Source organism: Streptomyces cyanogenus (assembly GCF_017526105.1).
Taxonomy (GTDB): Bacteria; Actinomycetota; Actinomycetes; order Streptomycetales; family Streptomycetaceae; genus Streptomyces; species Streptomyces cyanogenus.
Genome location: NZ_CP071839.1, coordinates 7,987,297 through 8,007,805, shown reverse-complemented (window position 1 = coordinate 8,007,805; position 20,509 = coordinate 7,987,297). Strand labels below are relative to the sequence as shown.

Annotated in this window: 19 protein-coding genes; 9 read left to right on the top strand and 10 right to left on the bottom strand. The window is 74.6% G+C overall.

Annotation, left to right across the window (positions count from 1 at the left end):
• The first annotated feature begins 1 nt into the window (after position 1).
• A complete protein-coding gene (locus S1361_RS35525) occupies positions 2–2,818 on the top strand; it encodes an NHLP bacteriocin export ABC transporter permease/ATPase subunit (protein ID WP_208035932.1) in 2,817 nt (938 codons plus the stop codon).
• A gap of 49 nt (positions 2,819–2,867) precedes the next feature.
• Here S1361_RS35525 and S1361_RS35520 read toward each other — a convergent pair whose 3' ends face one another.
• Positions 2,868–3,359, bottom strand: coding sequence for a hypothetical protein (locus S1361_RS35520; protein ID WP_208035931.1), 492 nt, complete (start codon positions 3,357–3,359; stop codon positions 2,868–2,870).
• A gap of 290 nt (positions 3,360–3,649) precedes the next feature.
• On the opposite strand from S1361_RS35520, the gene S1361_RS35515 reads away from it, so the two are divergent.
• The gene (locus S1361_RS35515) at positions 3,650–4,384 is read left to right on the top strand and encodes a dienelactone hydrolase family protein (RefSeq protein ID WP_208035930.1); all 735 of its coding nucleotides are present in this window, start codon (positions 3,650–3,652) and stop codon (positions 4,382–4,384) included.
• A gap of 52 nt (positions 4,385–4,436) precedes the next feature.
• Here S1361_RS35515 and S1361_RS35510 read toward each other — a convergent pair whose 3' ends face one another.
• The gene (locus S1361_RS35510) at positions 4,437–5,270 is read right to left on the bottom strand and encodes a ribonuclease BN (RefSeq protein WP_243769413.1); all 834 of its coding nucleotides are present in this window, start codon (positions 5,268–5,270) and stop codon (positions 4,437–4,439) included.
• 191 nt (positions 5,271–5,461) lie between these two features.
• On the opposite strand from S1361_RS35510, the gene S1361_RS35505 reads away from it, so the two are divergent.
• Positions 5,462–6,571 carry an MGDG synthase family glycosyltransferase gene (locus S1361_RS35505; RefSeq protein ID WP_243769412.1) on the top strand — a complete coding sequence of 370 codons (1,110 nt, stop codon included), beginning with the start codon at positions 5,462–5,464 and terminating at the stop codon, positions 6,569–6,571.
• 251 nt (positions 6,572–6,822) lie between these two features.
• On the opposite strand, the gene S1361_RS35500 is transcribed toward S1361_RS35505, so the two are convergent.
• Genes S1361_RS35500 through S1361_RS35490 form a run of 3 tightly spaced genes read right to left on the bottom strand, consistent with a single transcriptional unit; the run spans position 6,823 to position 9,375 of the window.
• Complete coding sequence (locus S1361_RS35500) at positions 6,823–7,599, bottom strand: polysaccharide deacetylase family protein (protein ID WP_208035929.1); 777 nt, start codon at positions 7,597–7,599, stop codon at positions 6,823–6,825.
• Between the two features lie 7 nt (positions 7,600–7,606).
• Positions 7,607–8,530, bottom strand: a complete 924-nt coding sequence (locus tag S1361_RS35495) for a DMT family transporter (protein ID WP_208035928.1) — start codon at positions 8,528–8,530, stop codon at positions 7,607–7,609.
• Positions 8,531–8,535: 5 nt separating this feature from the next.
• Positions 8,536–9,375: an SDR family NAD(P)-dependent oxidoreductase gene (locus S1361_RS35490; RefSeq protein WP_208035927.1), complete on the bottom strand. Its 840-nt coding sequence runs from the start codon at positions 9,373–9,375 to the stop codon at positions 8,536–8,538.
• Positions 9,376–9,646: 271 nt separating this feature from the next.
• Between S1361_RS35490 and S1361_RS35485 the strand changes: the two genes are divergently transcribed.
• The 4 genes from S1361_RS35485 (at position 9,647) to S1361_RS35470 (ending at position 11,903) form a co-directional block, all read left to right on the top strand.
• Positions 9,647–9,823, top strand: a complete 177-nt coding sequence (locus S1361_RS35485) for a hypothetical protein (protein WP_208035926.1) — start codon at positions 9,647–9,649, stop codon at positions 9,821–9,823.
• A gap of 147 nt (positions 9,824–9,970) precedes the next feature.
• Complete coding sequence (locus tag S1361_RS35480) at positions 9,971–11,017, top strand: iron-containing redox enzyme family protein (protein ID WP_208035925.1); 1,047 nt, start codon at positions 9,971–9,973, stop codon at positions 11,015–11,017.
• Between the two features lie 33 nt (positions 11,018–11,050).
• Positions 11,051–11,692, top strand: coding sequence for a HemK2/MTQ2 family protein methyltransferase (locus S1361_RS35475; protein ID WP_208035924.1), 642 nt, complete (start codon positions 11,051–11,053; stop codon positions 11,690–11,692).
• A complete protein-coding gene (locus S1361_RS35470; protein WP_425087812.1) occupies positions 11,673–11,903 on the top strand; it encodes a CDGSH iron-sulfur domain-containing protein in 231 nt (76 codons plus the stop codon). The genes S1361_RS35475 and S1361_RS35470 overlap by 20 nt, the downstream gene beginning before the upstream one ends.
• Before the next feature lie 209 nt (positions 11,904–12,112).
• On the opposite strand, the gene S1361_RS35465 is transcribed toward S1361_RS35470, so the two are convergent.
• Positions 12,113–12,547 carry a subtilase-type protease inhibitor gene (locus S1361_RS35465; RefSeq protein WP_208035923.1) on the bottom strand — a complete coding sequence of 145 codons (435 nt, stop codon included), beginning with the start codon at positions 12,545–12,547 and terminating at the stop codon, positions 12,113–12,115.
• A gap of 522 nt (positions 12,548–13,069) precedes the next feature.
• Between S1361_RS35465 and S1361_RS35460 the strand changes: the two genes are divergently transcribed.
• Positions 13,070–14,248 carry a lactate 2-monooxygenase gene (locus tag S1361_RS35460; protein ID WP_208035922.1) on the top strand — a complete coding sequence of 393 codons (1,179 nt, stop codon included), beginning with the start codon at positions 13,070–13,072 and terminating at the stop codon, positions 14,246–14,248.
• Between the two features lie 41 nt (positions 14,249–14,289).
• On the opposite strand, the gene S1361_RS35455 is transcribed toward S1361_RS35460, so the two are convergent.
• The 3 genes from S1361_RS35455 to S1361_RS35445 all read right to left on the bottom strand — a co-directional run bounded on the left by S1361_RS35455 (position 14,290) and on the right by S1361_RS35445 (position 16,778).
• Positions 14,290–15,822 (bottom strand): RICIN domain-containing protein, encoded by a 1,533-nt coding sequence (locus S1361_RS35455; protein ID WP_208035921.1) that lies wholly within the window; start codon positions 15,820–15,822, stop codon positions 14,290–14,292.
• Between the two features lie 332 nt (positions 15,823–16,154).
• Positions 16,155–16,535: a toxin Doc gene (locus tag S1361_RS35450; protein ID WP_208035920.1), complete on the bottom strand. Its 381-nt coding sequence runs from the start codon at positions 16,533–16,535 to the stop codon at positions 16,155–16,157.
• A gap of 3 nt (positions 16,536–16,538) precedes the next feature.
• Positions 16,539–16,778: a hypothetical protein gene (locus tag S1361_RS35445; RefSeq protein ID WP_030344647.1), complete on the bottom strand. Its 240-nt coding sequence runs from the start codon at positions 16,776–16,778 to the stop codon at positions 16,539–16,541.
• Between the two features lie 293 nt (positions 16,779–17,071).
• On the opposite strand from S1361_RS35445, the gene S1361_RS35440 reads away from it, so the two are divergent.
• On the top strand, positions 17,072–19,471 hold the full coding sequence (locus S1361_RS35440; RefSeq protein WP_208035919.1) for a SpoIIE family protein phosphatase: 2,400 nt from the start codon (positions 17,072–17,074) through the stop codon (positions 19,469–19,471).
• A 471-nt stretch (positions 19,472–19,942) separates the two neighbouring features.
• Here the strand turns inward: S1361_RS35440 and S1361_RS35435 are convergent, their stop codons facing one another.
• A complete protein-coding gene (locus tag S1361_RS35435; protein ID WP_030344638.1) occupies positions 19,943–20,491 on the bottom strand; it encodes an RNA polymerase sigma factor in 549 nt (182 codons plus the stop codon).
• Between the last annotated feature and the right edge of the window lie 18 nt (positions 20,492–20,509).

The window sequence follows — 20,509 nt, the reverse complement described above, 5'->3', positions numbered from 1 at the left end:
GATGACGTCCGTTTCGGAAGGCGACCTCGTCCTCGGGGCGCTCGGCTCGCTGGGCACCCGGCTGGACTGCGCCGGCCTGGGCCGCCTGGACCTGGAGGGCCCGCAGGTGCTGTGGCTGGTCGCGGCCGGCGCGCTGGACCTGTTCGCGGTGGACGCCGCCCAGCAGGGCCACTGGCACCACCTGGGCCGGCTGGAGGCGGGCACGCTGCTGCTCGGTCCGGTCGCCGGACCGCAGCACACGCTGGTGGCCCGGCCGGTGCGGGACTGCGTGGTGCACCGCGTCAACCTGCGCGAGCTGTACCAGCCGGCGCAGACCCAGACCTGGTCGTACGACGAGTACGGCAACCCGCAGTACGTGCCGCCGACATCGAGCCCGCTGGAGTACGCGCTCGCCCTCGGTGTCGGCCGCGGCCTGTCCGTCCTCTTCCAGGCACCGCTGGCCGACGAGCGGACCGCGGCCCCGGCCGACGACGAGGTCTTCTGGATGCAGGTGCCGCCGGGCAGCGTGCAGTACGGCTCGCTGTACGGCGCGGAGGCCGCCGCCGACCTGCTGATGGACCCGGCGCTGTGGCAGAGCCTGGTGGACCAGCAGTACCGGCTGCTGGCCGCGCTCGACCGGTGGATCGAGCAGCTGGAGCGCACCCACGAGACCCGCACGGCCGAAGGGATCAAGGCCGGCGAGGCCGTGCGCGCCCAGGCCGACCGGACCCTGCTGGCCTCCATCGGCAAGCGCTCCGCGCGCCGCACCACGTCGGCCGACGCGGATGCCACCTACGCGGCCTGCAAACTGGTCGCCGAGGCGGCCGGCATCAGCCTCGCCGAGCCCGCGCAGAGCGGCACCGAGAGCGACCGGCTGGACCCCGTGGAACGGGTCGCGCTGGCCTCCCGGGTGCGCACCCGGGCCGTCCGCCTGGACGGGCGCTGGTGGCGCGAGGACGTGGGCCCGCTGGTCGGCCACCGGGCCCTGTCCGGCGCGCCGGTCGCCCTGCTGTGGCGGCGCGGCGGCTATGTGGCCGTACATCCCGGGACGGGGCGTGAGACGCCCGTCGAGAAGGCGAACGCCGAGGAGTTCGAGCCGCGCGCGGTGATGTTCTACCGGCCGCTGCCCGACAAGCGTCTCGGACCGCTCGGCCTGCTCCGGTTCAGCCTCCGCGGCACCCGCGCCGATCTGCTCAACCTGCTTCTCGCGGGGCTGGTGACGGTGGCGATCGGTGCGCTGGTGCCGATCGCGACGGGCAAGGTGCTCGGCGAGTACGTGCCGCGGGCCCAGGAGGGCCTGATCGTCCAGGTGTGCCTGGCGGTGATGGTGAGCGGGGTGGTCGCGGCGGCGTTCACGCTGCTGGAGAACCTCTCCATCCTGCGCCTGGAGGGCCGTGTCGAGGCGGCGCTCCAGCCGGCCGTCTGGGACCGGCTGCTGCGGCTGCCCACCCGCTTCTTCACCCAGCGCTCCACCGGTGAACTGGCCAGCGCGGCCATGGGCATCAGCGCGATCCGCCGGCTGCTGGCGGGCGTCGGCCCGGTCGTCGCCCAGTCGGTGACCGTCGGCGCGATGAACCTGGGGCTGCTGTTCTGGTACAGCCCGGCGATGGCCGCGGCGGCGATCGGCATGCTCGTCGTCATCGCGGCGGTGTTCACCGGGCTCGGGCTGTGGCAGGTGCGCTGGCAGCGGCGGCTGGTGACGCTCGGCAACAAGCTGAACAACCAGGCGTTCCAGACCCTGCGCGGGCTGCCCAAGCTGCGGGTGGCGGCGGCCGAGAACTACGCGTACGCGGCATGGGCGCGGGAGTTCGCGCGCAGCCGGGAGCTCCAGCAGCGGGCCGGCCGGATCAAGAACCTCACCACGGTCCTCGGCGCGGTCTACCTGCCGGTGTGCACCCTGCTGATGTTCATGCTGCTGGCGGGTCCGGCCAAGGGGACGATGTCGGCGGCGGACTTCCTCACCTTCAGCACCTCGGTGACGATGGTGCTGACCTCGGTCACCCAGCTGACCGGCGCGTTCGTGTCGGCGGTGGCGGCGCTGCCGCTGTTCGAGGAGATCAGGCCGGTGCTGGAGGCCACGCCCGAGGTGCGCACGGCGAGCACCCGGCCCGGCCCGCTGTCCGGAGCCGTGGAGGCCCGCCGGGTCTCCTTCCGGTACGCCGACGACGGCCCGCTGGTCCTGGACGACGTGTCCTTCGCGGCGCGGCCGGGCGAGTTCGTGGCGATCGTCGGTCCCAGCGGCTGCGGCAAGTCCACGCTGCTGCGGCTGCTCATCGGCTTCGACCGGCCGGTCTCCGGCAGTGTCCTGTACGACGGCCAGGACCTCGCGGCGCTCGACCAGTCGGCGGTGCGCCGCCAGTGCGGGGTGGTCCTCCAGCACGCGCAGCCGTTCACCGGTTCGATCATGGACGTCATCTGCGGCGCCGAGCCGTACACGCCGGAGGAGGCGATGGCGGCGGCCGAGCTGGCGGGGCTGGCGGAGGACATCAAGCGGATGCCGATGGGGCTGCACACGATCGTGGCGGGCAACGGCGCGATCTCCGGCGGCCAGCGGCAGCGCCTGATGATCGCGCAGGCCCTCATCCGGCGCCCGCGCATCCTCTTCTTCGACGAGGCGACCAGCGCCCTGGACAACGACACCCAGCGCATCGTCATCGACAGCACCCGCAAGCTGAACGCCACCCGGATCGTCATCGCCCACCGCCTGTCGACCGTTCTGGACGCCGACCGGGTGATCGTGATGGAGGACGGCAAGGTCGTCCAGCAGGGCGCCCCGGCCGAACTCCTCGCGGACACCGGCGGCCGGCTGCACGAACTGGTGCGCCGCCAGCTGGCCTGAGGGCCTGCCGCTCGGGATGGTCAGCCGGGTGCATCCGCCCGACGACGTATCACTTCGGAAGCGTGGAGGTCTCGCCGACGGCGGCGAGCAGTTCGAAGGGGAACTCCCGATCGACTTGGCCGATGGTGAGTCCGAGCCAGCGCCCAGTGGACGGCACGTGCCACGTCTGCATGCTGCCGGCGAGGTTGCACAGGGAGCCCAGGGGCTCGGGCGCCTCGATGTCCGGGTGCTCCGGGTCGTCGAGCCCGGGACAGGGCCACAGATCGACCACGGTCGGACGGCCCCAACGCCCGGCCAGCACCGTGACCAGTACGGTGAGGTCTGCCTCCAACTCCTCCTCGGCCGCCGTCATCGCCTCCGGATCAGGAACGTCCCAGAAGTCCCGGCTCTCCCGGAGAACGGCGATGTGATACCCGGGCCCGCCCCATCCGTGGTGCGTCTTCGACTTGCTTTCCCGTTCGGGGAACGGCAGAGCGATCAGCGCATCGATGACCGACAGTTGTTCCTCGGCAGAGCTTGCGGACCGGGGCTGGAGCGGCATGGCGGAAGTGTAGGGCCGGTGGCGGATGCCGTGCGGCCACCTGGAGGTGTGGGCCGGGACCGGCTTCGCCGACCGTGCTGGCGTCGGCTTGGTTCGGTGGACTACGCTGCGCCGCCATGACTACCGGGACGGCCCTGCGCCACGCACGGATGGGTGACCCGGTGCCCTTCTGAGCGCCGTACGGGCCGCTGCGGGCCCGCTTCCGGACCGGGGATCCCGCGTTGCCGCACGGGCTCCGCCTCCGTCGTGTTGATCACAGGTTCCACACATCAACGACGACAGGAGAGTTCATGCCCTGCAAGACGCTGCACATTCCCACCGCGGACGGTCACGCCGACGCGTTCGCCGCCTTCCCCGACGGAGGCGGGCGGCACCCGGGGGTGCTGATGTACCCGGACGGCTTCGGGATCCGGCCCGTGCTGCGGGACATGGCCCACGAACTGGCCCGGCACGGGTACTACGTGCTCGTCCCCAACCTCTTCTACCGGCACGGCCCCGCACCCGTGATCGAACTCCCCGAGCACATCGGAGAAGAGGTCCGGCCCGCGGTCTTCGCCCGGCTGATGCCCTTGATCGAGGCGCACACCCCCGAGCGTTCCCTGAACGACGCCGACTCCTACCTCAGGTTCCTCACCACCCGGTCCGAGGTCTGCGCCGGTCCGTTCGCGGTGACCGGCTACTGCATAGGCGGCCTCCTGGCGGTGCGCACCGCCGCGGCCCACCCCGGCCAGGTGGCCGCCGTCGCCGCGTTCCACGGCCCCGTGGCCGCCGACGGGCCCGAACCTCTCTCCAGGCTCACCGCCCAGGTCCACCTCGGTCACGCCGAAGGCGACATGACACCCGAGGCACTCGGCGAGCTCAACCGGACCCTGGACGCCGCAGGTGTCGGCTACACCTCAGAGATCTACCCCGGCACCGTTCACGGCTTCACCTTGTCCGACACCGATGCCTTCGACCCCGCCGCACTGCAGCGCCACTGGGACCGCCTGCTGCCCCTTCTCGGCCGTACCCTGACCCACGGCTGAGCTCCGGTATCCCCCACCACACGCACAACCACGGCCAGAACCTGGCGAAGCACTACTGGGCGGACCCCTCCCCGTCGGCCGGCCCGGCCGGCTCGTCCTCGTGGTGGGACGGCATCCAGTGGTGTTCGGTGAACCAGCGGCCGAAGATGGCGCCGCCGTAGATGACGAACCCGACGCCGATGAGCCAGGACTCGACGACGAGTACGGTGCCGACGGCGCCGTAGCTCAGGGCGTTGGTGACGATGAGCGGGGTGAACACGAGGTAGGAGAAGGCGCGCAGGCCGGCCAGTCCGACGACGGTGGCCAGCGCGCCGGGCAGCAGCGAGCGCCAGTGCACCTGACCGCCGAGCAGGAAGCGCTGCCCCCACCAGAAGAACAGGATCCCGCTGAGCGTGGACAGCGCGATCCGCTGCGTCCCGTGCAGCGTCGACTTGGACGCCACCTCCTGGTAGAGGTACGCCGTCAGCACGATCAGCCAGGTCGCCTGCCGCCACACCCGGTGCCAGGGCCCGGAGACCAGGCCCCAGATCCGCTCGTAGGCGTTCTGCACGCTGCCGCCGAAGGACACGCCGAAGACGGCGAGCAGGATGCCGCTCCAGACGCTGGTGGTGCCGATGACCTTGCGCGGGGGGCTGATGACGTCGGTGACCACGTGGGCGGACCGCCCGGACAGCCCCATGCCGTCGGTGAGCCAGGACGCGAAGCCGCCGCGCACCAGGGGGTCGGCCGCGGCGACCACGATCAGCAGCGGTGCCAGCGTCACCAGGGACAGGGTGGCGAACCCCATGGCCCGGTGCATCAGCTCCAGCTCACGGCCGTGCTCGAACAGGGCCCGCAGGCGCAGCCACTCCCACGCCCGGTGCAGGCCGCGCCGCAACCGCCTCACGGCTCCTCCCGTGCTCGCCGCCCACACGCTCTCCCGTGCCGGTTCATCCAGCGTGGCACGCACCGGGCGACTCGCAGCCGGAGGGCGGGCAGCCGCACGGGACACTGGTGCGCACGAGTGACCGTCCCGCCCGGCGACACGGTCGGCCGGGTCCGGCGTGCGGGCCCTTCACCGGCGCAGAATCGGACTCCGTGCCCACCACAGACCACCACGCGCCGGACGGCCCGCGACGCACGCTGATCCTGAGCGCGAGCATGGGGGCCGGCCACGACACCGTGGCCGCCGAACTCGCCCGCCGGGCCACGGCCCGGGGCCACGAGGTTCACGTGGCCGACGTGCTGCGGCTCCTGCCGTACGGCCTGGGCGCCGGGCTGCGCCGCGGCTACCAGGCGTCGGTACGGCACCTGCCGTGGCTGTACGCCGGCGTCTACGGCGCGTTCCTGCGCGGCGGGCCCGGCCGGCGGCCCAGCGGGGTGCCGCTGGCCCGGCTCGCCGGGGACCGGCTGACGGAGCTGGTGGACCGGCTGGGCGCCGATGTGGTGGTGTCCGTGTTCCATCTCGCCGCCCAGCTGACCGGGCACCTGCGGGCCCGGGGCGGGCTGCGGGTGCCGAGCGCCGTCTTCCTGCTCGACTTCGCGGTGCACCGGCAGTGGCTGCATCCGGGCAACGACCGGTACCTGTGCCTCACGGACGCGGCGGCCGCGGAGGTGCGCCGCCACCTCGCCGTACCCGTGGTCACGACCGGCCCGGTGGTCGCGCCCGCGTTCCGGGCACCGGCCCCCGGGGCGGCCCGGTGGCGGGAGCGGTTCGCCCGGCGGGCGCCCGGCCGGCCCCCGGTCCTGCTGTCCGCCGGTGCCTGGGGCGCGGCGTCCCGCCCGGCCGCCACCGCCCGGCTGCTGGCGGCGGGCGGTTACCTGCCGGTGGTGCTGTGCGGCCGTGACCAGCGGCTCCTCGCCCGTCTCTCCCGGGAACCGGCGGGCCTCGCCCTGGGCTGGGTCGACGACATGCCCGGGCTGCTGGCCGCCTGCCACGCCATGGTGGACAACGCCGCCGGCCAGACCGCCGTCCAGGCCCTCGCCGCGGGCCTGCCGGTGATCGGCTACCGCCCGCTGCCCGGTCACGGCGCGGAGGGCGTACGCCGCATGGCCGAGCTGGGCCTGTCCGAACCGGCCTCGAACGGGCCCGCCCTGCTGGCGGCCCTGACCCGCCTCCGGGAGGACTCCCCCGACCGCACGACCCGGGTGGCACGCGGCCACGCGCTGTTCCGACGGGACGCCCTGGACTGCCTGACGGACCTGTGACCCGACCACGGCCCCACGCCACCCCCGACGACCACCACACACCGACCCGCCGGCCCCGTACGACACCCTCCAACGGACCCGCGAACCAGCCGGCCCGCCTCCGCGAGCGCGTGCCGCGGTCCCGTGCCACGCGGGCGGACCGTCACCCGTCGGCCCGCCCGCGTGGGCCGTCCTGCACGGCGGTCTCCCGGTCACCGGCCGCCGGTCCGGCCGGTGCGCCGGCCGGCTGTCCGGCCCGGTGGCGGGGGCGGTCACGGAGAGGGCCGGTGGTCCGGCCGCCCCCGGCCCCCGGCACCGTCCGGTACGTGGTCGCGGAGGGGGCCGACCGTGAGGCCCGCCTCCCAGCAGTCCTGGACGATGGCCGGCAGGGCGGCCAGGGTCGCCTGCCAGCAGCCGGGGGCCGAGTGGTGGTCGGAGTCGTGGAGCAGGACGGTGCCGCCGCCGCGCAGGTCCGCGGCGACCCGGGCCCGTACGGACGCCGGCGTGGCGTCGGCCGTCCAGTCCCTGCCCCACGCCGACCACAGGACCGTGCGCAGGCCCGCCCGCCGGGCGGCCCGCCAGCGGCTCGCGGTGAGGATGCCGTACGGCGGGCGGTACCACCGCGGGCGCCGGCCCGTGAGGCCGTGCACCGCGCGGACGGTCCGGGCCACCTCCGCGGCGTCGCGGGCGAACGCGGGCCGCCAGGGCCGGTCGTGGGTCCAGCCGTGCACGCCCAGCTCGTGCCCGCGCCGTACCGTCTCCCGGACCAGTTCGGGATGGCGGACCGCGTGCTCGCCGACCACGAAGAAGGTGGCCCGCACCCCGAGCACGTCCAGCGTGTCGAGGAAGTGCGGGGTCGACTCCGGGTCCGGTCCGTCGTCGAAGGTGAGCGCGACGTGCCGGGGTCGCCCGGTGCCGGCGAGCCCCGGGAAGAGCAGCAGCCGTACGCCCGGCAGCCAGGTGACCGCCGGGCCGATGTGGGCCACGGCCGCACCGGCCGGCAGCAGGACGGCGGCCGTCCGCCAGGCACGGCCGGACACGGGGGACATCGGTGACCTACCTCCTCGGGGGGCGCGGCAGAGCCGCGGTGGATCCCGGGGACGCCTCGGGGCCCGCGGCGTCCCACTCCCCGCCGATGGAGGCGGCGTGGGCCAGGCCGATGCTGCCGGCCCCGATCAGCGCGACACCGACCGCCTCGGGCAGCAGGCTCAGCCCCAGGTGGATCGACTCGGCGAACAGCACCCAGCCGAGTACGACGCTGGTGAGCGCGTCGCCGAGGGTGAGCGCCGGCTGGGAGGCGGTCAGCGAGCCGGCGCCGAGCGCGCCCTGCAGCAACAGGAAGGCGACGAGCCCGGCGAGCCCCGTGGCGTACAGCGACCAGTGCCCGAACATCGCCGCCGGGCCCTGTTCGAGCCGCCCCACGGCCTCCTTGAGCAGCGCCGCGGTGGCGGCGAAGGACACGGCGGAGGCGAGGCCGAGCAGCGCGGCCCGGGAGGCGCCCCGCGCCGCGCGGGCGGCCAGCAGCAGCACCACCACCGCGCCGAGCACCCCGCCGCCGCCCAGCAGCCAGTCCTCCGGCCGCGCGGTGGACCGGCCGGCGGACGGCGCGGCCGCGAGGAGGAACAGGGCCAGCCCGCCGGCGAGGGCGACGAACGCCAGCCAGGTCCGGCCGTCCGGGCGGCGCCGGAAGACGACGCTGCCCACGGCGAGGGTGAACAGCAGTTCGGCGGCGAGCAGCGGCTGGACCAGCGACAGGCTGCCCACGGCCAGCGCCCCGGCCTGCAGCAGGCTGGACAGCGCGAGCAGCCCGGCCCCCGCCAGCCAGTAGGGGCGCCGCAGCAGCCGGGTGAACCGGCGCACGACGGACCCGGCCCCGGCCCCGTGGTCCGGCTCCTGCACGGCGGCGCGGCGCTGGAGCACCGAGGCGGACGCGTTGGAGAGGGCCGCGAGGAGGGCGAGCAGCACCGTGACGGCGGTCATGGCGGTCATCCGAAGCGGGCGGCGAGCCGCCGGTACAGCCCGGGCGCGGCACCGCGCACGCGGGCGGGCAGGCGCAGCCACCCGGGGACGTACACCTCGTCCCGGCCGTGCAGGACGGCGGCGCAGACCGCGTCCGCCACGCGTTCGACGGGCACCGGCCGCGGCCAGGAGCGTGCGTAGGGGGTGCCCCGCCGGTCGAAGAAGGGGGTGTCGACCACGCCGGGGATGACATGGCTGACGCCCACTCCGGTGCCCCGCAGCTCGTACCGCAGGCAGTCGGCGAACGTGGCCAGGGCGGCCTTCGCCGCCGAGTAGACGGCCTCGCCGCGCACGCCGACGCTGCCGGCGAGGGACCCGACGAGCACGATCCGTCCGGATCCGGCCGCCACCATGTGCGGCAGCACGGCCCGCACCAGGTGCACGGTGGCCAGCAGGTCCAGGCCCACGACCTCGTCGATCCGGGCGGCGGGCATGGCGGTGAACTCCCCGGCCCAGCCGACGCCGGCGCCCGCCACCAGCGCGTCCAGCCGGCCGAGGTGGTCCAGGGCGAGGCCGGCGAGCCGGCGGTCGGCGCCGGGCCGGGTGAGGTCCGCGGGCAGCGCGACCGCTCCGCACTGGGCGGCCACCTGCTCCAGTCGGGTGACGTCGCGTCCGTTCAGTGCCAGCCGCCAGCCGCCCTCGGCGGCCAGCCGGCGGGCCACGGCGGCACCGATGCCCGAGGAGGCACCCGTCACCAGAGCGGTGCCGCCGCGGGCGGCGCGCGGGGCGTCGGCCGCCCGGCCGGCCGAGGCCGGGACCGGCCGGGTGTCGTTCGACGGTCCTGCGGAGGACGGGGCGTGGGACATGGTGACGACCTCACTGCGACGGCGTGCACGAGTTCGCGAGCTCCGGGGCCGAATCTTCGCGGTGTATCCAGGGCGCCACACACTGAAACACCGCGCACGGCGAAGCACCGACCGTGCACCTGCCCGCCGTAAAGAAACGTTGCCGTTTCGCTCGGGAGGTCACAGATCCCTCCCCCACCGGCGGGGGGGGGTGCCTGTCCTGGGGACGCTTGGGACGGCCCCGCCGGGTAACTCGCAGGGGAGATCACCTCGTCCGACGGAAGGAGACGTCATGCCTGGCGGGAACGGCCGCGATGATCACGAGGACCGGCCGGAGTCGGCCCTGGAGGAGGTGCTCCGGGAGGTCGAGGAGGCCGAGAAGCGGGACGAGGACAAGGGCGCCCCGGGCGAGGCCGGGGACGCCATCACCCCGAACACCGGGGCGCAGGAGCAGGCGAACGGCGACTGAGCCGGCCGGGCGGCGCGCCCACCGGGCAGCCGGGGTGCCGGTACGCGGGCGCGCCCTGCATCCCGCTGGTCACCCGGCGGGCGCCGCCCTCGTCGCCGGCGCCCCGGTCCTCCTGGTGCTTTCCCCCGGGCCGGGTACCCGAGCCGCATGAACGACGATCTGCGACACCCCCTGCTGCCCCCGTCCCGCGGCCCGCTCTCCGCCGCGGTCACGGCCCACCTGCGCGGCACGGGCCCGCTCCCCCGCCCCGCGGACGCCGCGGACGCCGACCCGTACGGCGACGACCTCCAGCTCGCCCTGTACCTGTGCTATGAGCTGCACTACCGAGGTTTCGCCGGGGTCCCCGCGGAGGCCGAGTGGGACCCGGAGCTGCTGCGCGTGCGGGCCGCGCTGGAGGAGCGCTTCCGGTCCGCGCTGCGCGCCGACACCCCGGTCCACGACAGCCTGGACGAGGCGCTCGCCGCCCTCCTGGTGGAACCGGCCGAGGGCACGGGCGTGTCTCACTTCCTGTCCGCCGAGGGCGAGCTGTGGCAGCTGCGGGAGTACGCGGCGGTGCGCTCGCTGTACCACCTGAAGGAGGCCGACCCGCACGCCTGGGTGCTGCCGCGGCTGTGGGGCCGGGCCAAGGCGGCGATGGCCGCGGTGGAGTACGACGAGTTCGGCGGCGGCCGGGCCGAACGGGTGCACGCGCGCCTGTTCGCCGACCTGATGCGGGACCTGGACCTGGACACGGCGTACGGCCGGTACCTGGACGCGGCCCCGGCCGAGATGCTCGCCGTGGTGAACCTGATGTCCCTGTTCGGCCTGCACCGCGAACTGCGCGGAGCGCTGGTGGGCCACTTCGCCGAGGTGGAGATCACCTCCTCGCCCGGCTCGCGCCGGCTGGCCGAGGCGATGCGCCGCACCGGCGCCGGACCGGCGGCGGAGTTCTTCTACGACGAGCACGTGACCGCGGACGCGGTGCACGAGCAGATCGTCCGGCACGAGGTGATCGGCGGACTGCTCGCCGAGGAGCCGGAGCTGGCGCCGGACATCGTCTTCGGGATCGACGCGACCGAGTACCTGGAGGACCGGCTGGGCCGGCGGCTGCTCGACTGCTGGCGCGCGGGACGGTCCTCGCTGCGGACACCGCCGGCGCCCCGGGCATCGTCCCCACAGGCACCACGGGAACAGGAGATGTCCCATACATCCTGAGCCCCCGGGTATTCGGACGGTGTGATCGCTGTGATGCTTCCGGGCGTGTACGCCCCGCAGGACGACACCGAGCTGCTGGCCGAGGCCCTCGACGAGGTGGCCCCGCCGCCCGGCACCCGGGTACTGGACGTGGGCACCGGAAGCGGTGCGCTGGCCCTTGCTGCGGCCCGGCGGGGCGCCGAGGTGACCGCCGTGGACGTGTCCCGGCGCGCGGTGTGGACCGCCCGCCTGAACGCGTGGCTGTCCCGGCTGCCGGTGCGCATCCGGCGGGGCAACCTGTTCGCACCCGTACGGGGCCGCACGTACGACCTCATCCTGGCGAACCCGCCCTACGTGCCGGCGCCGGACACCGGGCGCGGGCCGCGCGGCCGGGCCGTCGCCTGGGACGCGGGGCGCGACGGACGGCTGCTGCTGGACCGGATCTGCCGGGACGCGCCGGCGCTGCTGAGCCCCCAGGGCGTGCTGCTGATCGTGCACTCGGCGCTGAGCGGTCCGGACCGCACCCTGGAGCTGCTGCGGGACGCCGGTTTGAAGGCCGCGGTGGTGCGGCGCCGCTGGGTCCCGTTCGGGCCGGTGCTGCGCTCCCGGGAGGACTGGCTGCGCCGGCGCGGGCTGCTCGCACCGGCCGACGACAGGGAGGAACTGGTGGTCATCCGTGCCGAACGACCCAGCTGACGCGGCGCCGAACGACTCCGCCGGCCCGGCGCCCGGCGCCCGCCGGCTCACCGTGCAACGGCGCGGGCCCCTCCTGGTGGAAGGGCCCGTGGAGATCGAACTGGAGGACGGGAGCACGGTCTTCTCGGACCGGTTCCGTGTCGCTCTGTGTACCTGCCGGCGCAGTCGCCGCTACCCCTGGTGCGACACGAGTCACCGGCGCAAGGCCTGAGCACCCCGTTGAAACAGATTGTTTTTCGCCGCTCCCCGGGACGGCCCCCCACGGACCGCCCGGGGAGCGGCTGTGTGCCCGGGTCCGGCGGGCGGCCCCACTCCGCCCGTCCGACCCCGGTGCGAGATCACAGGTTCCCCGCTCCAGGGGCCGCACTCCCCAGTTGCGAACCTGATCCGGTGTCCACGAGGACTCCTGCGATCCCGGTCTCAGAACGCGAAGAGGCCGCCGCCGACGGCATCCCGCATGCACGTGTTGCTGAAGGTGCGCTCGTAGGAGAGGCGCTTGCCCTGCCAGACACCCTGGACGGTGACGACGACGGGGTCGTAGATCTTGGTGCACATCACGCCGTCGGCCGGCTTCAGGGCGTCGAGTTCGCCGCCGATGCCGCGCAGTTCGGCGCAGGCCTGTGCCGCGGCCGGGTGGGTGCCCGAGGCCGAGGGGGCGCAGTTCAGGGTGACGGCGCGCTCCGGTGTGGCCGTGGCCGCGTCGGTGCCGTGGCCGGTGGTGAGCACCATGGCCGAGGGGGCGTAGAGCGACGACGGGGCGGCGCCCGGTGCAGCGACGGCGGCCCCGGTCAAGGGTCCGCAGACGGCGGCGGCCGTGAGGCCGAGGGCCGCTGCCCAGCGCGCGGTGTTCCGCATTGTGTGCATCCTTCCGCTCGATCAGACGAAGTGCCGTCTCCGGTCCGGTCGGGCGCCGGAGCGGCGAGCGCCACTCTGCCGACTCCACCGGCGAAACTCACATCGAACCCATGGGTTTCAGTAACCTTTCGTGTTGAAGCAGTGGCGTGAAGTCACGGAACTCGAGCGCCGTGACCCCGGAACAGAGCCGTTCCCCCGTCGCCGAGGCGGCCGGATGGCCGAAAATCAGCTGTTCGTTAATCGTCCTGAAACATTCCGACTGTGGCCGCCACAAGTCCCCTCATGACTCCTTGTGTTCATGAAGTGATCACCGGCGCGCCGATGGACGGTTCCTCCCTCGACGGACCGAAACCCGGACGAACTGCCCTCTGAGGCAACGGCTTCCACCCGCCGCACCGCCGGCGCCCCCTGCCGCCGTCCCCGCGGGCCGCGCCGGCCGGCCCGGTCCGGGACGGTCCCCTCCGACGTACCGGTCGGTATCGTCAGGTGCGCAGGCGGCCGACGACGTACGGGAGTTGACGGATGGCACGGCACTGGGCGGACTTCCAGCACGAGATCTACCTGAACGGGACGACCGGGGCGGTGCCCCGGCTCCCCACCGATCTGACCCGGCTGGAGGAGCTGGCCGAGCACCGGCTCGGTCCGGGCCCGGTGGGCTATGTGGCGGGCAGCGCGGGCGACGGCGGCACGGCCCGCGCCAACCGGGAGGCCCTCGCCCGGCGCCGGATCGTGCCGCGCATGCTGCGGGACGTGCACGAGCGGGACCTCACGACCGAGGTGCTCGGGCGGACCCTGCCGGCTCCGCTCGCCCTGGCGCCTGTCGGGGTGCTGTCCATCATGCATCCGGACGCCGAGACCGCCGCCGCGCGGGCCGCCGCCGCGCAGGGCGTGCCGTTCGTCCTGTCGTCGGCGTCGAGCACCCCGCTGGAGCAGGTGGCGGAGGCGATGGGGGACGCCGAGCGGTGGTTCCAGCTGTACTGGGGCAAGGACCGCGAGGTGACCCGGAGTTTCCTCGCCCGGGCGCGGGCGGCCGGCTTCTCGGTGCTGGTCGTCACGCTGGACACCCCGCTGCTGGCCTGGCGGCCCCGCGATCTGGACCAGGCGTACCTGCCGTTCCTGCACGGCGTGGGCACCGCCAACTACTACACCGACCCCGCGTTCCGGGCCGGCCTCGCCAAGCCGGTGCACGAGGACCCGAAGGCGGCGGTGCTGCACTTCCTCGGCCTGTTCGGGGACGCCGGGCACACCTGGCCCGACCTGGCGTTCCTGCGGGCCCACTGGGACGGGCCGATCGTCCTCAAGGGCGTGCTGCACCCGGACGACGCCCGGCTCGCCGCGGACGCCGGCATGGACGGCGTGGTGGTCTCCAACCACGGCGGCCGCCAGGTCGCCGGCTCGGTCGCGGCGGCCGACGCGCTGCCCCGCGTCGCGGACGCGGTCGCCGACCGGCTGACGGTCCTGTTCGACAGCGGCGTGCGTACCGGCGCCGACGTCTTCAAGGCCCTCGCACTGGGCGCGCGGGCGGTCCTGCTGGGCCGCCCGTACGTGTACGGCCTGGGCCTGGACGGGCGGGCGGGCGTCGAACACGTCATCCGCTGCCTGCTGGCGGAGTTCGACCTCACCCTGGCCCTGTCGGGCCACGCCCGGCCGGGCACGGTGACACGGTCGGACCTGGAAGCCGACGGCGGCGCGACTCCCTGAGCGACGCCGCGGCCTGATCCGGTCCGCCCCGGACGAAACCGCTACGCCGCCGTCCACCGCTGACCGGCGGACCCGTCCCGGACCTTGACGACGAGGTCGGCCCCCGCCTGGTCACCGCCGGCGGCGAGCGCGAGCGTCCGGTCCCAGCGCGGCAGCAACTCGCCCTCGGGAGTGAGGTCGTAGCGCACGTCGTCGCCCCGTTGCGACCCGGCGCCGGCGCAGCGGCCGAGGAGCACCACCCCGGCGTCGGCGTGCGAGTCCAGGCACAGACCGGTGTCGGCGGCACTGCGCAGCAGCCCGTCCGTCTCGTACGTCCACCGCTGTGTGGCCGAGCCGGAGCACGCGGCGAGCACGGCACTCGCGCCCGCCTCCGGTGTGCCCTTGACGTCCAGGCACCGACCGGCGGCGTTGCGCAGCGGACCGGGCCGGCCGGCGGCGGGCAGGCCCGTGGGGCTCGGCGAAGCCGACGTGCCGGGGACGGCGCTGGTGGCGACCGGCTCGGTGCCGTCGCCGCCGTCCGGCCACACACTCACCGCGAGGACCGTCGCGAGCAGCCCGGCCGAGGCCACGCCGACGCCGAGCAGCAGCGTCCGGGACGACCAGGCGCCCGGCGCGCGGCGCGCGGACACGGCGGTGAGGAGCCGGGCCGGCCACCCGGGTCCGCCGTCGCCGGCCCGGCGCCGCCCGCCACCGCGCCGGCGTCCGCCGGACCGCCGGGCGCCGGCGCGGCCGGGATCCTGGCGGCGGCCCGGGCGGGAGTCGAGGTAGCGGCGGGCGCCCCAGCCGAGGACGGCCTCGGCGAGCAGCACCCCCAGGGCGGCGTCGACGTGGCCCAGTTGCTCGGCCGCGTGCCGGCAGTAGGCGCAGCCGGCCAGATGGTCCTGCACATCGGGCAGCAGCGCACCGCCCCGGCGGATCGGCACGTCGAGCAGGCGGTTGTAGTAACGGCACTCCTTGCCGGGCGCGAGTTCCCGGTGGGCGCGCACCAGGCCCTCGCGGAATTTCTCCCGGGCCTGGTCGAGCGCGGCGGTCGCGCTCTGGATGTCCAGGCCGAGCAGTCCGGCGGGCACGGCAGGCGGCTCCGCCTCGACCTCGGTGTGCCACAACAATGCCTGTTCCAACCGGGAAAGGGCGTGGAACGAGCGGTCGGAAAGGACGCGGTTCTCCGGTATCAGGGTCGGCGCGGTGCGCATCCCGCGGCCCCCGGCGGGTTGGGTGAGGCCCGGCAGGACGGCGGTGATCCGGTCCGTGGCGGACCAGTTCAGGACCGTGTCCCGGACGGCCACCAGCAGGCGGGGCCGCAGCGCGTCGGCGGGTTCGCCGAGCGCCAGCCGGCCGAGGACCTGGTGGAAGGCGGTGGCGGTGACCATGTGGGCGAGGGAGCCGGGGGTGGCCAGGCAGATGACCGCGTACTCCTGGGCCGGCTGCCAGTGCCGGGCCATCAGGAGGGCGGCCGACCGGGAGGCCTCCGCGTCGGAGCCGGCCCGCAGCGGACCGGCGAGGAACTCGTCGGATTCCCCGGGTTCGGCGCCGGAAGGCGGCCAGGCGGGACGAGGGGGGTGGGGGGTGAGCACGGAGCGGATTCCTTTTGGCGCGTGGTGCGAGCGGAAATTCACCGCGTTTGAACCCTTGCACAACTTCCACACGGGCAACAAGGCGCACGTGCGACATGGACGGTTTTGAAAGAAAGTCAGAAACAGGGCCGCGACCGGGGCTTGGCGGAAATGCGGCCCTATTCCTCATGCGCCCCGTGTGAAGCGTGCGCACACACCGGCCGGGCGCGCACGCTCCCGGAGCCGGCCGGCCGGTAGTGGACTGGGAGCCGGTCCTCCTCGGAGGCCCGTCCCCGGCCGGCGGTCCCGGCGGCTTCCCTCCGCCGGCCGGGGCGGGCACGGCCCGCGCGGGGTCAGATCTGCCAGGAGCGGAGCCGGTCGGCGGCGCCGTACACGTCGGTCCTGCCTGAGAACAGGTCGCGGGCCAGGTCGACGAGGGCGCCGTAGGGCGGGTCGATGCCGACGCCGCTGACGAACATGTAGGCCACGGCGGTGGCGCAGGCGAAGCGGGCGTTGGCCGCGGGCAGCGGCTTGAGCACGGCGAGGGTGTGCAGCAGCGCGGCGGCGCGCCAGGCCGCGTCGGAGTCCACACCGAGCCGGGGCGGGTCCACCCGGTGCCGGGCGACGGCGGCGACCAGCGCGGAGAAGTCGTCCACGGCGGGCTGGTCGGGCAGGACCTCCTCATGCCGCTGGAGCAGCCACGGGACGTCGATATGGATGACGGAGGAGGTCATCGCTCAGGCGGCCTCGCCCTTGGCGGGACGCTCGTCGTCGGGGAAGGCCGCCGCGAACTCCTCGGCATGGCCGGCGAAGAAGCGGCGGAAGGCCTCGGCACCCTCCTGCAGGGCGCGGTGCCGGGCGATGTCGGCGGCGGCGGCCTCGCGGACGAGGGCCTTCATCGACGTACCGCGCTCCTTGGCGATCTGCCGCAGGTCCTCTAGTTCCCGTTCGCTGAACTCCACGTTGAGAGCTGGCATGGCCCACACGGTACCGCGCGGGTACTCATGCGTAAATACCCGCAGGTCAGCTCGGGTTCACTGCGGTACCGGAAGGCTCCGAGGGCGGTGTCCGGTTGCCGACAGTCACGGGCGGCCCGCCCTCAGCAGGGCCCAGAAGTGCTCACATCCGATCGTCATCAAACAGATCCCGGCGTTCTGGCACACACGATCGTCGCCCCCGGCCGCCGCTCAGGGGAGGACGCGAAGCACTAGGCTGGACCAGCGGGTGGAGCCACCCGTTCACTGTGAGTGTGCGCTTGGGAGCGGCGACGATGAGCCGGGTCTATCCGTTCGACGATGCGGCCACGGCCCGAGCCGTCATCCGCGACGACGGAACGCTGACGGAGTGGAACGAGGGCGCCCACCGCCTGCTCGGCCACCCGGCCGCCGCCGTCCTGGGCCGCCCCGCCGCCGAGCTGCTCGCCGAGGCCGAGCCCCCGGACCCGCCCGCCGGCACCCGCTGGGCGGGCACGGTCGGGTTGCGCCACCGCGACGGCCGTACCGTCTCCGTCTGGCTGCTCGCCCACCGCCGCCCGCCGGACGACGAGCACCCGGGCGGCTGGCTCCTGGTCACCCCGCTCGCCGGCGACGACCCGCCGCCCGGTGGCGACCCGCTCACCGAGGCGGGCCTGATCCAGTCGCCGTGCGCGGTCGCGGTGTACGACGACCGGCTGCGGCTGCGCCGGATGAACGGCGCGATGGCCGACGTGATCGGGCTGCCGGAGCGGCGGCTGCGGGGCCTCAGGCTCGCGGAGATCGGCGGCAGGCCCCAGAGCGAGGAGCTGGAGCAGGACATGCTCCGGGTACTGACCACGGGCCGCCCGCTGGACGTGCAGACCTTCATGCATACCGGCGGCGAGGACCGGGCCCATGCCTGGCTCGCCCGCATGGCTCCGGTCCGGGACGCGGCGGGCCGGGTGCGGGGCGTGTGCCTGGCCGCGCACGACGTCACCGACAACCAGTGGGCCCGGCAACGGCTGCAGCTGGTCAACGAGGCCAGCGTGCGCATCGGGACCACGCTCGACGTCACCCGGACCGCGCAGGAGCTGGCCGACGTGTGCGTGCCCGCGCTCGCCGACTTCGTCACCATCGACCTGCTGGACCCGGAGGAGTACGGCGGCGAGCCGCCCGCCCGCGTCACCGCCCCGGTACGGCTGCGCCGCACCGCCCACCGGTCCGTGCTGCCCGACGTGCCCGAGGCCGTGATCAAGCCCGGCACGGCGGAGGAGTACCGGGACTTCTCCCCGCAGGCCGACTCGATGACCGCGGGTCGCACGATCATCACCTCGGTGACCTCCGGCGCCACCAACCAGTGGCGGACCTGGCACGCGGAACGCGGGGAGCGGGTCCGGCAGTTCGGCATGCACTCCTCGATGTCGGTGCCCATCCAGGCGCGCGGGCTGACCCTCGGCGTCGCGGTGCTCACCCGGCACCGCCGCCCGGACGGCTTCACCCCGGACGACGTGCTGCTGGCCGAGGAGATCACCGCGCGCGCCGCCGTCTGCATCGACAACGCCCGCCGCTACTCGCGCGAGCGGGAGACCGCGCTCGCGCTCCAGCGCAGCCTGCTGCCCCGGTCGCTGCCGCGCACGGCCGCGCTGCACGTCTCCTCCCGCTATCTGCCGGCCGCCCGCGCCGGCGTGGGCGGGGACTGGTTCGACGTGATCCCGCTGTCCGGGATGCGGGTCGCGATGGTCGTCGGGGACGTCGTCGGGCACGGCATCCAGGCCTCGGCGACCATGGGCCGGCTGCGCACCGCCGTACGCACCCTCGCCGACATCGACCTGGCCCCGGACGAGCTGCTCACCCACCTCGACGACCTGGTCGTCCGGCTGTCGGAGGAGTCCGGCGGTGACGTCAGCCCGGGCCAGGACGGCAGCCCCGGCGAGGTCGGCGCGACCTGTCTGTACGCCGTCTACGACCCGGTGTCCCGGCGCTGCACGCTGGCCCGCGCCGGGCATCCGCCGCCCGTGCTGCTGCGGCCGGGCGGCACGCCCCACGCCCTGGACGTGCCCGCCGGTCCCCCGCTCGGCCTGGGCGGGCTGCCCTTCGAGTCGACCGAGGTGGAACTGCCCGACGGCACCCTGCTCGCGCTGTACACCGACGGGCTGGTGTGGTCCCGGGAGCGCGACCCGGAGACGAGCCGGGAGATGCTCCACGAGGCGCTGGGCTCGTACGCGGACTCCCTGGATGAGACCTGCGACCGCGTCCTGCACACGCTGCTCCCGGCCGGTGGCGCCCCGGACGACGTGGCGCTGCTGCTGGCCCGCACCCGGGGCCTGCCCACGGGGCAGGTGGCGACCTGGGACATCCCCGCCGATCCCGCGCTGGTCGCGCCGGTCCGCAAGCAGGTGGTGGAGCAGCTGGACACCTGGTCGCTCAGCGAGGCGTCGTTCACGACGGAGCTGGTGGTCAGCGAGCTGGTCACCAACGCCATCCGCTACGGCGCGCACCCGATCCGGCTCCGGCTGATCCACGACGCGGCCACGCTGATCTGCGAGGTCTCCGACACCAGCCCCACCGCCCCGCACCTGCGCCGGGCCAAGACCTTCGACGAGGGCGGCCGGGGTCTGCTGCTGGTCGCCCAGCTCACCCAGCGCTGGGGCAGCCGGCACCATGCGGAGGGCAAGACGATCTGGGCGGAGCTGCCGCTGTACGAGGAGGACGAGTAGCCCCCGGACGGCCCTCAGGGAGACCGTCAGGAGACCGCCGCCAAGAGCCCGCCCTCACGGACGTCGTCAGGCGGCCGTTCGTCAGGAGCCCGCCCTCAGGAGACCGCCGCCGCTAGGAGGCCGCCCTCAAGCCGCCGCCCTCAAGCGGTCGCCGCCAAGAGCCCGCCCTCACGAGGACGTCGCCAGGCGGCCGTTCGTCAGGCGGCCGTCGTCAGGAGCCCGCCCTCAGGAGACCGCTGTCAGGAACCCGCCGCCGCTAGGAGGCCGCCCTCAAGCCGCCGCCCTCAAGCGGACGCCGCCAAGCGCCCGCCCTCACGAGGACGTCGCCAGGCGGCCGTTCGTCAGGCGGCCGTTCGTCAGGCGGCCGTCGTCAGGAGCCCGCCCTCAGCAGACCGCTGTCAGGAACCCGCCGCCGCTAGGAGGCCGCCCTCAAGCCGCCGCCGTCAAGAGCCCGCCCTCAGCAGACCGTCGTCAAGAGGCCGTCAGCCACGGTCGTACCTGTTTGCGGGCCTCGTGCAGCCGGGACTTGAGGGTGCCGAGCGGGATGCCGGCGCGCTCGGCGGCCTCGGCGTAGTCGAGCTGGCAGATGTCCCGGTAGACCAGCGGCGCGACCAGGTGCGGATGCTCCCGCTCCAGGCGCTCCAGGGCCTCCAGCAGATCCACCCGGGAGCCGGCGATGACGCTGGTGGTGCGCGGGTCGACGGCGTGCCCCGGCTCGATGGCCGCGGGCTGTTCGGCGGCCCGCCGCTTCAGCTCGCGGTACTTCTGCCGGCAGCAGTTGGCGACGACGGTGTACAGCCAGGTGCCGAAGCGGCTGCGGCCCTCGAAGCCGGAGATGTGCCGGGCCACCTGGAGCAGCACGTCCTGGGCGGCCTCCTCGGCGTCCTCCCGGCAGGGCAGGAAGCGCGCGCAGCGGCGCACCACCTCGGGCCGTATCTCCGTCAGCAGCCGGTCCAGGGCCGTGCCGTCGCCGGCGGCGGCACGCCGGGCGAACTCCTCCGTCAGCGCCTGGTCCTGCACGGACGGGCCCCCCTCCGA

Bases quoted from the DNA above. Each gene is read 5' to 3' on its own strand.
- S1361_RS35460 (WP_208035922.1), top strand. From the start codon at position 13,070: ATGGCACGGCACTGGGCGGACTTCCAGCACGAGATCTACCTGAACGGG.
- S1361_RS35520 (WP_208035931.1), bottom strand. From the start codon at position 3,359: ATGCCGCTCCAGCCCCGGTCCGCAAGCTCTGCCGAGGAACAACTGTCG.
- S1361_RS35515 (WP_208035930.1), top strand. From the start codon at position 3,650: ATGCCCTGCAAGACGCTGCACATTCCCACCGCGGACGGTCACGCCGAC.
- S1361_RS35445 (WP_030344647.1), bottom strand. From the start codon at position 16,778: ATGCCAGCTCTCAACGTGGAGTTCAGCGAACGGGAACTAGAGGACCTG.
- S1361_RS35500 (WP_208035929.1), bottom strand. From the start codon at position 7,599: ATGTCCCCCGTGTCCGGCCGTGCCTGGCGGACGGCCGCCGTCCTGCTG.
- S1361_RS35525 (WP_208035932.1), top strand. From the start codon at position 2: ATGACGTCCGTTTCGGAAGGCGACCTCGTCCTCGGGGCGCTCGGCTCG.
- S1361_RS35490 (WP_208035927.1), bottom strand. From the start codon at position 9,375: ATGTCCCACGCCCCGTCCTCCGCAGGACCGTCGAACGACACCCGGCCG.
- S1361_RS35475 (WP_208035924.1), top strand. From the start codon at position 11,051: ATGCTTCCGGGCGTGTACGCCCCGCAGGACGACACCGAGCTGCTGGCC.
- S1361_RS35465 (WP_208035923.1), bottom strand. From the start codon at position 12,547: ATGCGGAACACCGCGCGCTGGGCAGCGGCCCTCGGCCTCACGGCCGCC.
- S1361_RS35480 (WP_208035925.1), top strand. From the start codon at position 9,971: ATGAACGACGATCTGCGACACCCCCTGCTGCCCCCGTCCCGCGGCCCG.
- S1361_RS35495 (WP_208035928.1), bottom strand. From the start codon at position 8,530: ATGACCGCCGTCACGGTGCTGCTCGCCCTCCTCGCGGCCCTCTCCAAC.
- S1361_RS35450 (WP_208035920.1), bottom strand. From the start codon at position 16,535: ATGACCTCCTCCGTCATCCATATCGACGTCCCGTGGCTGCTCCAGCGG.
- S1361_RS35485 (WP_208035926.1), top strand. From the start codon at position 9,647: ATGCCTGGCGGGAACGGCCGCGATGATCACGAGGACCGGCCGGAGTCG.
- S1361_RS35440 (WP_208035919.1), top strand. From the start codon at position 17,072: ATGAGCCGGGTCTATCCGTTCGACGATGCGGCCACGGCCCGAGCCGTC.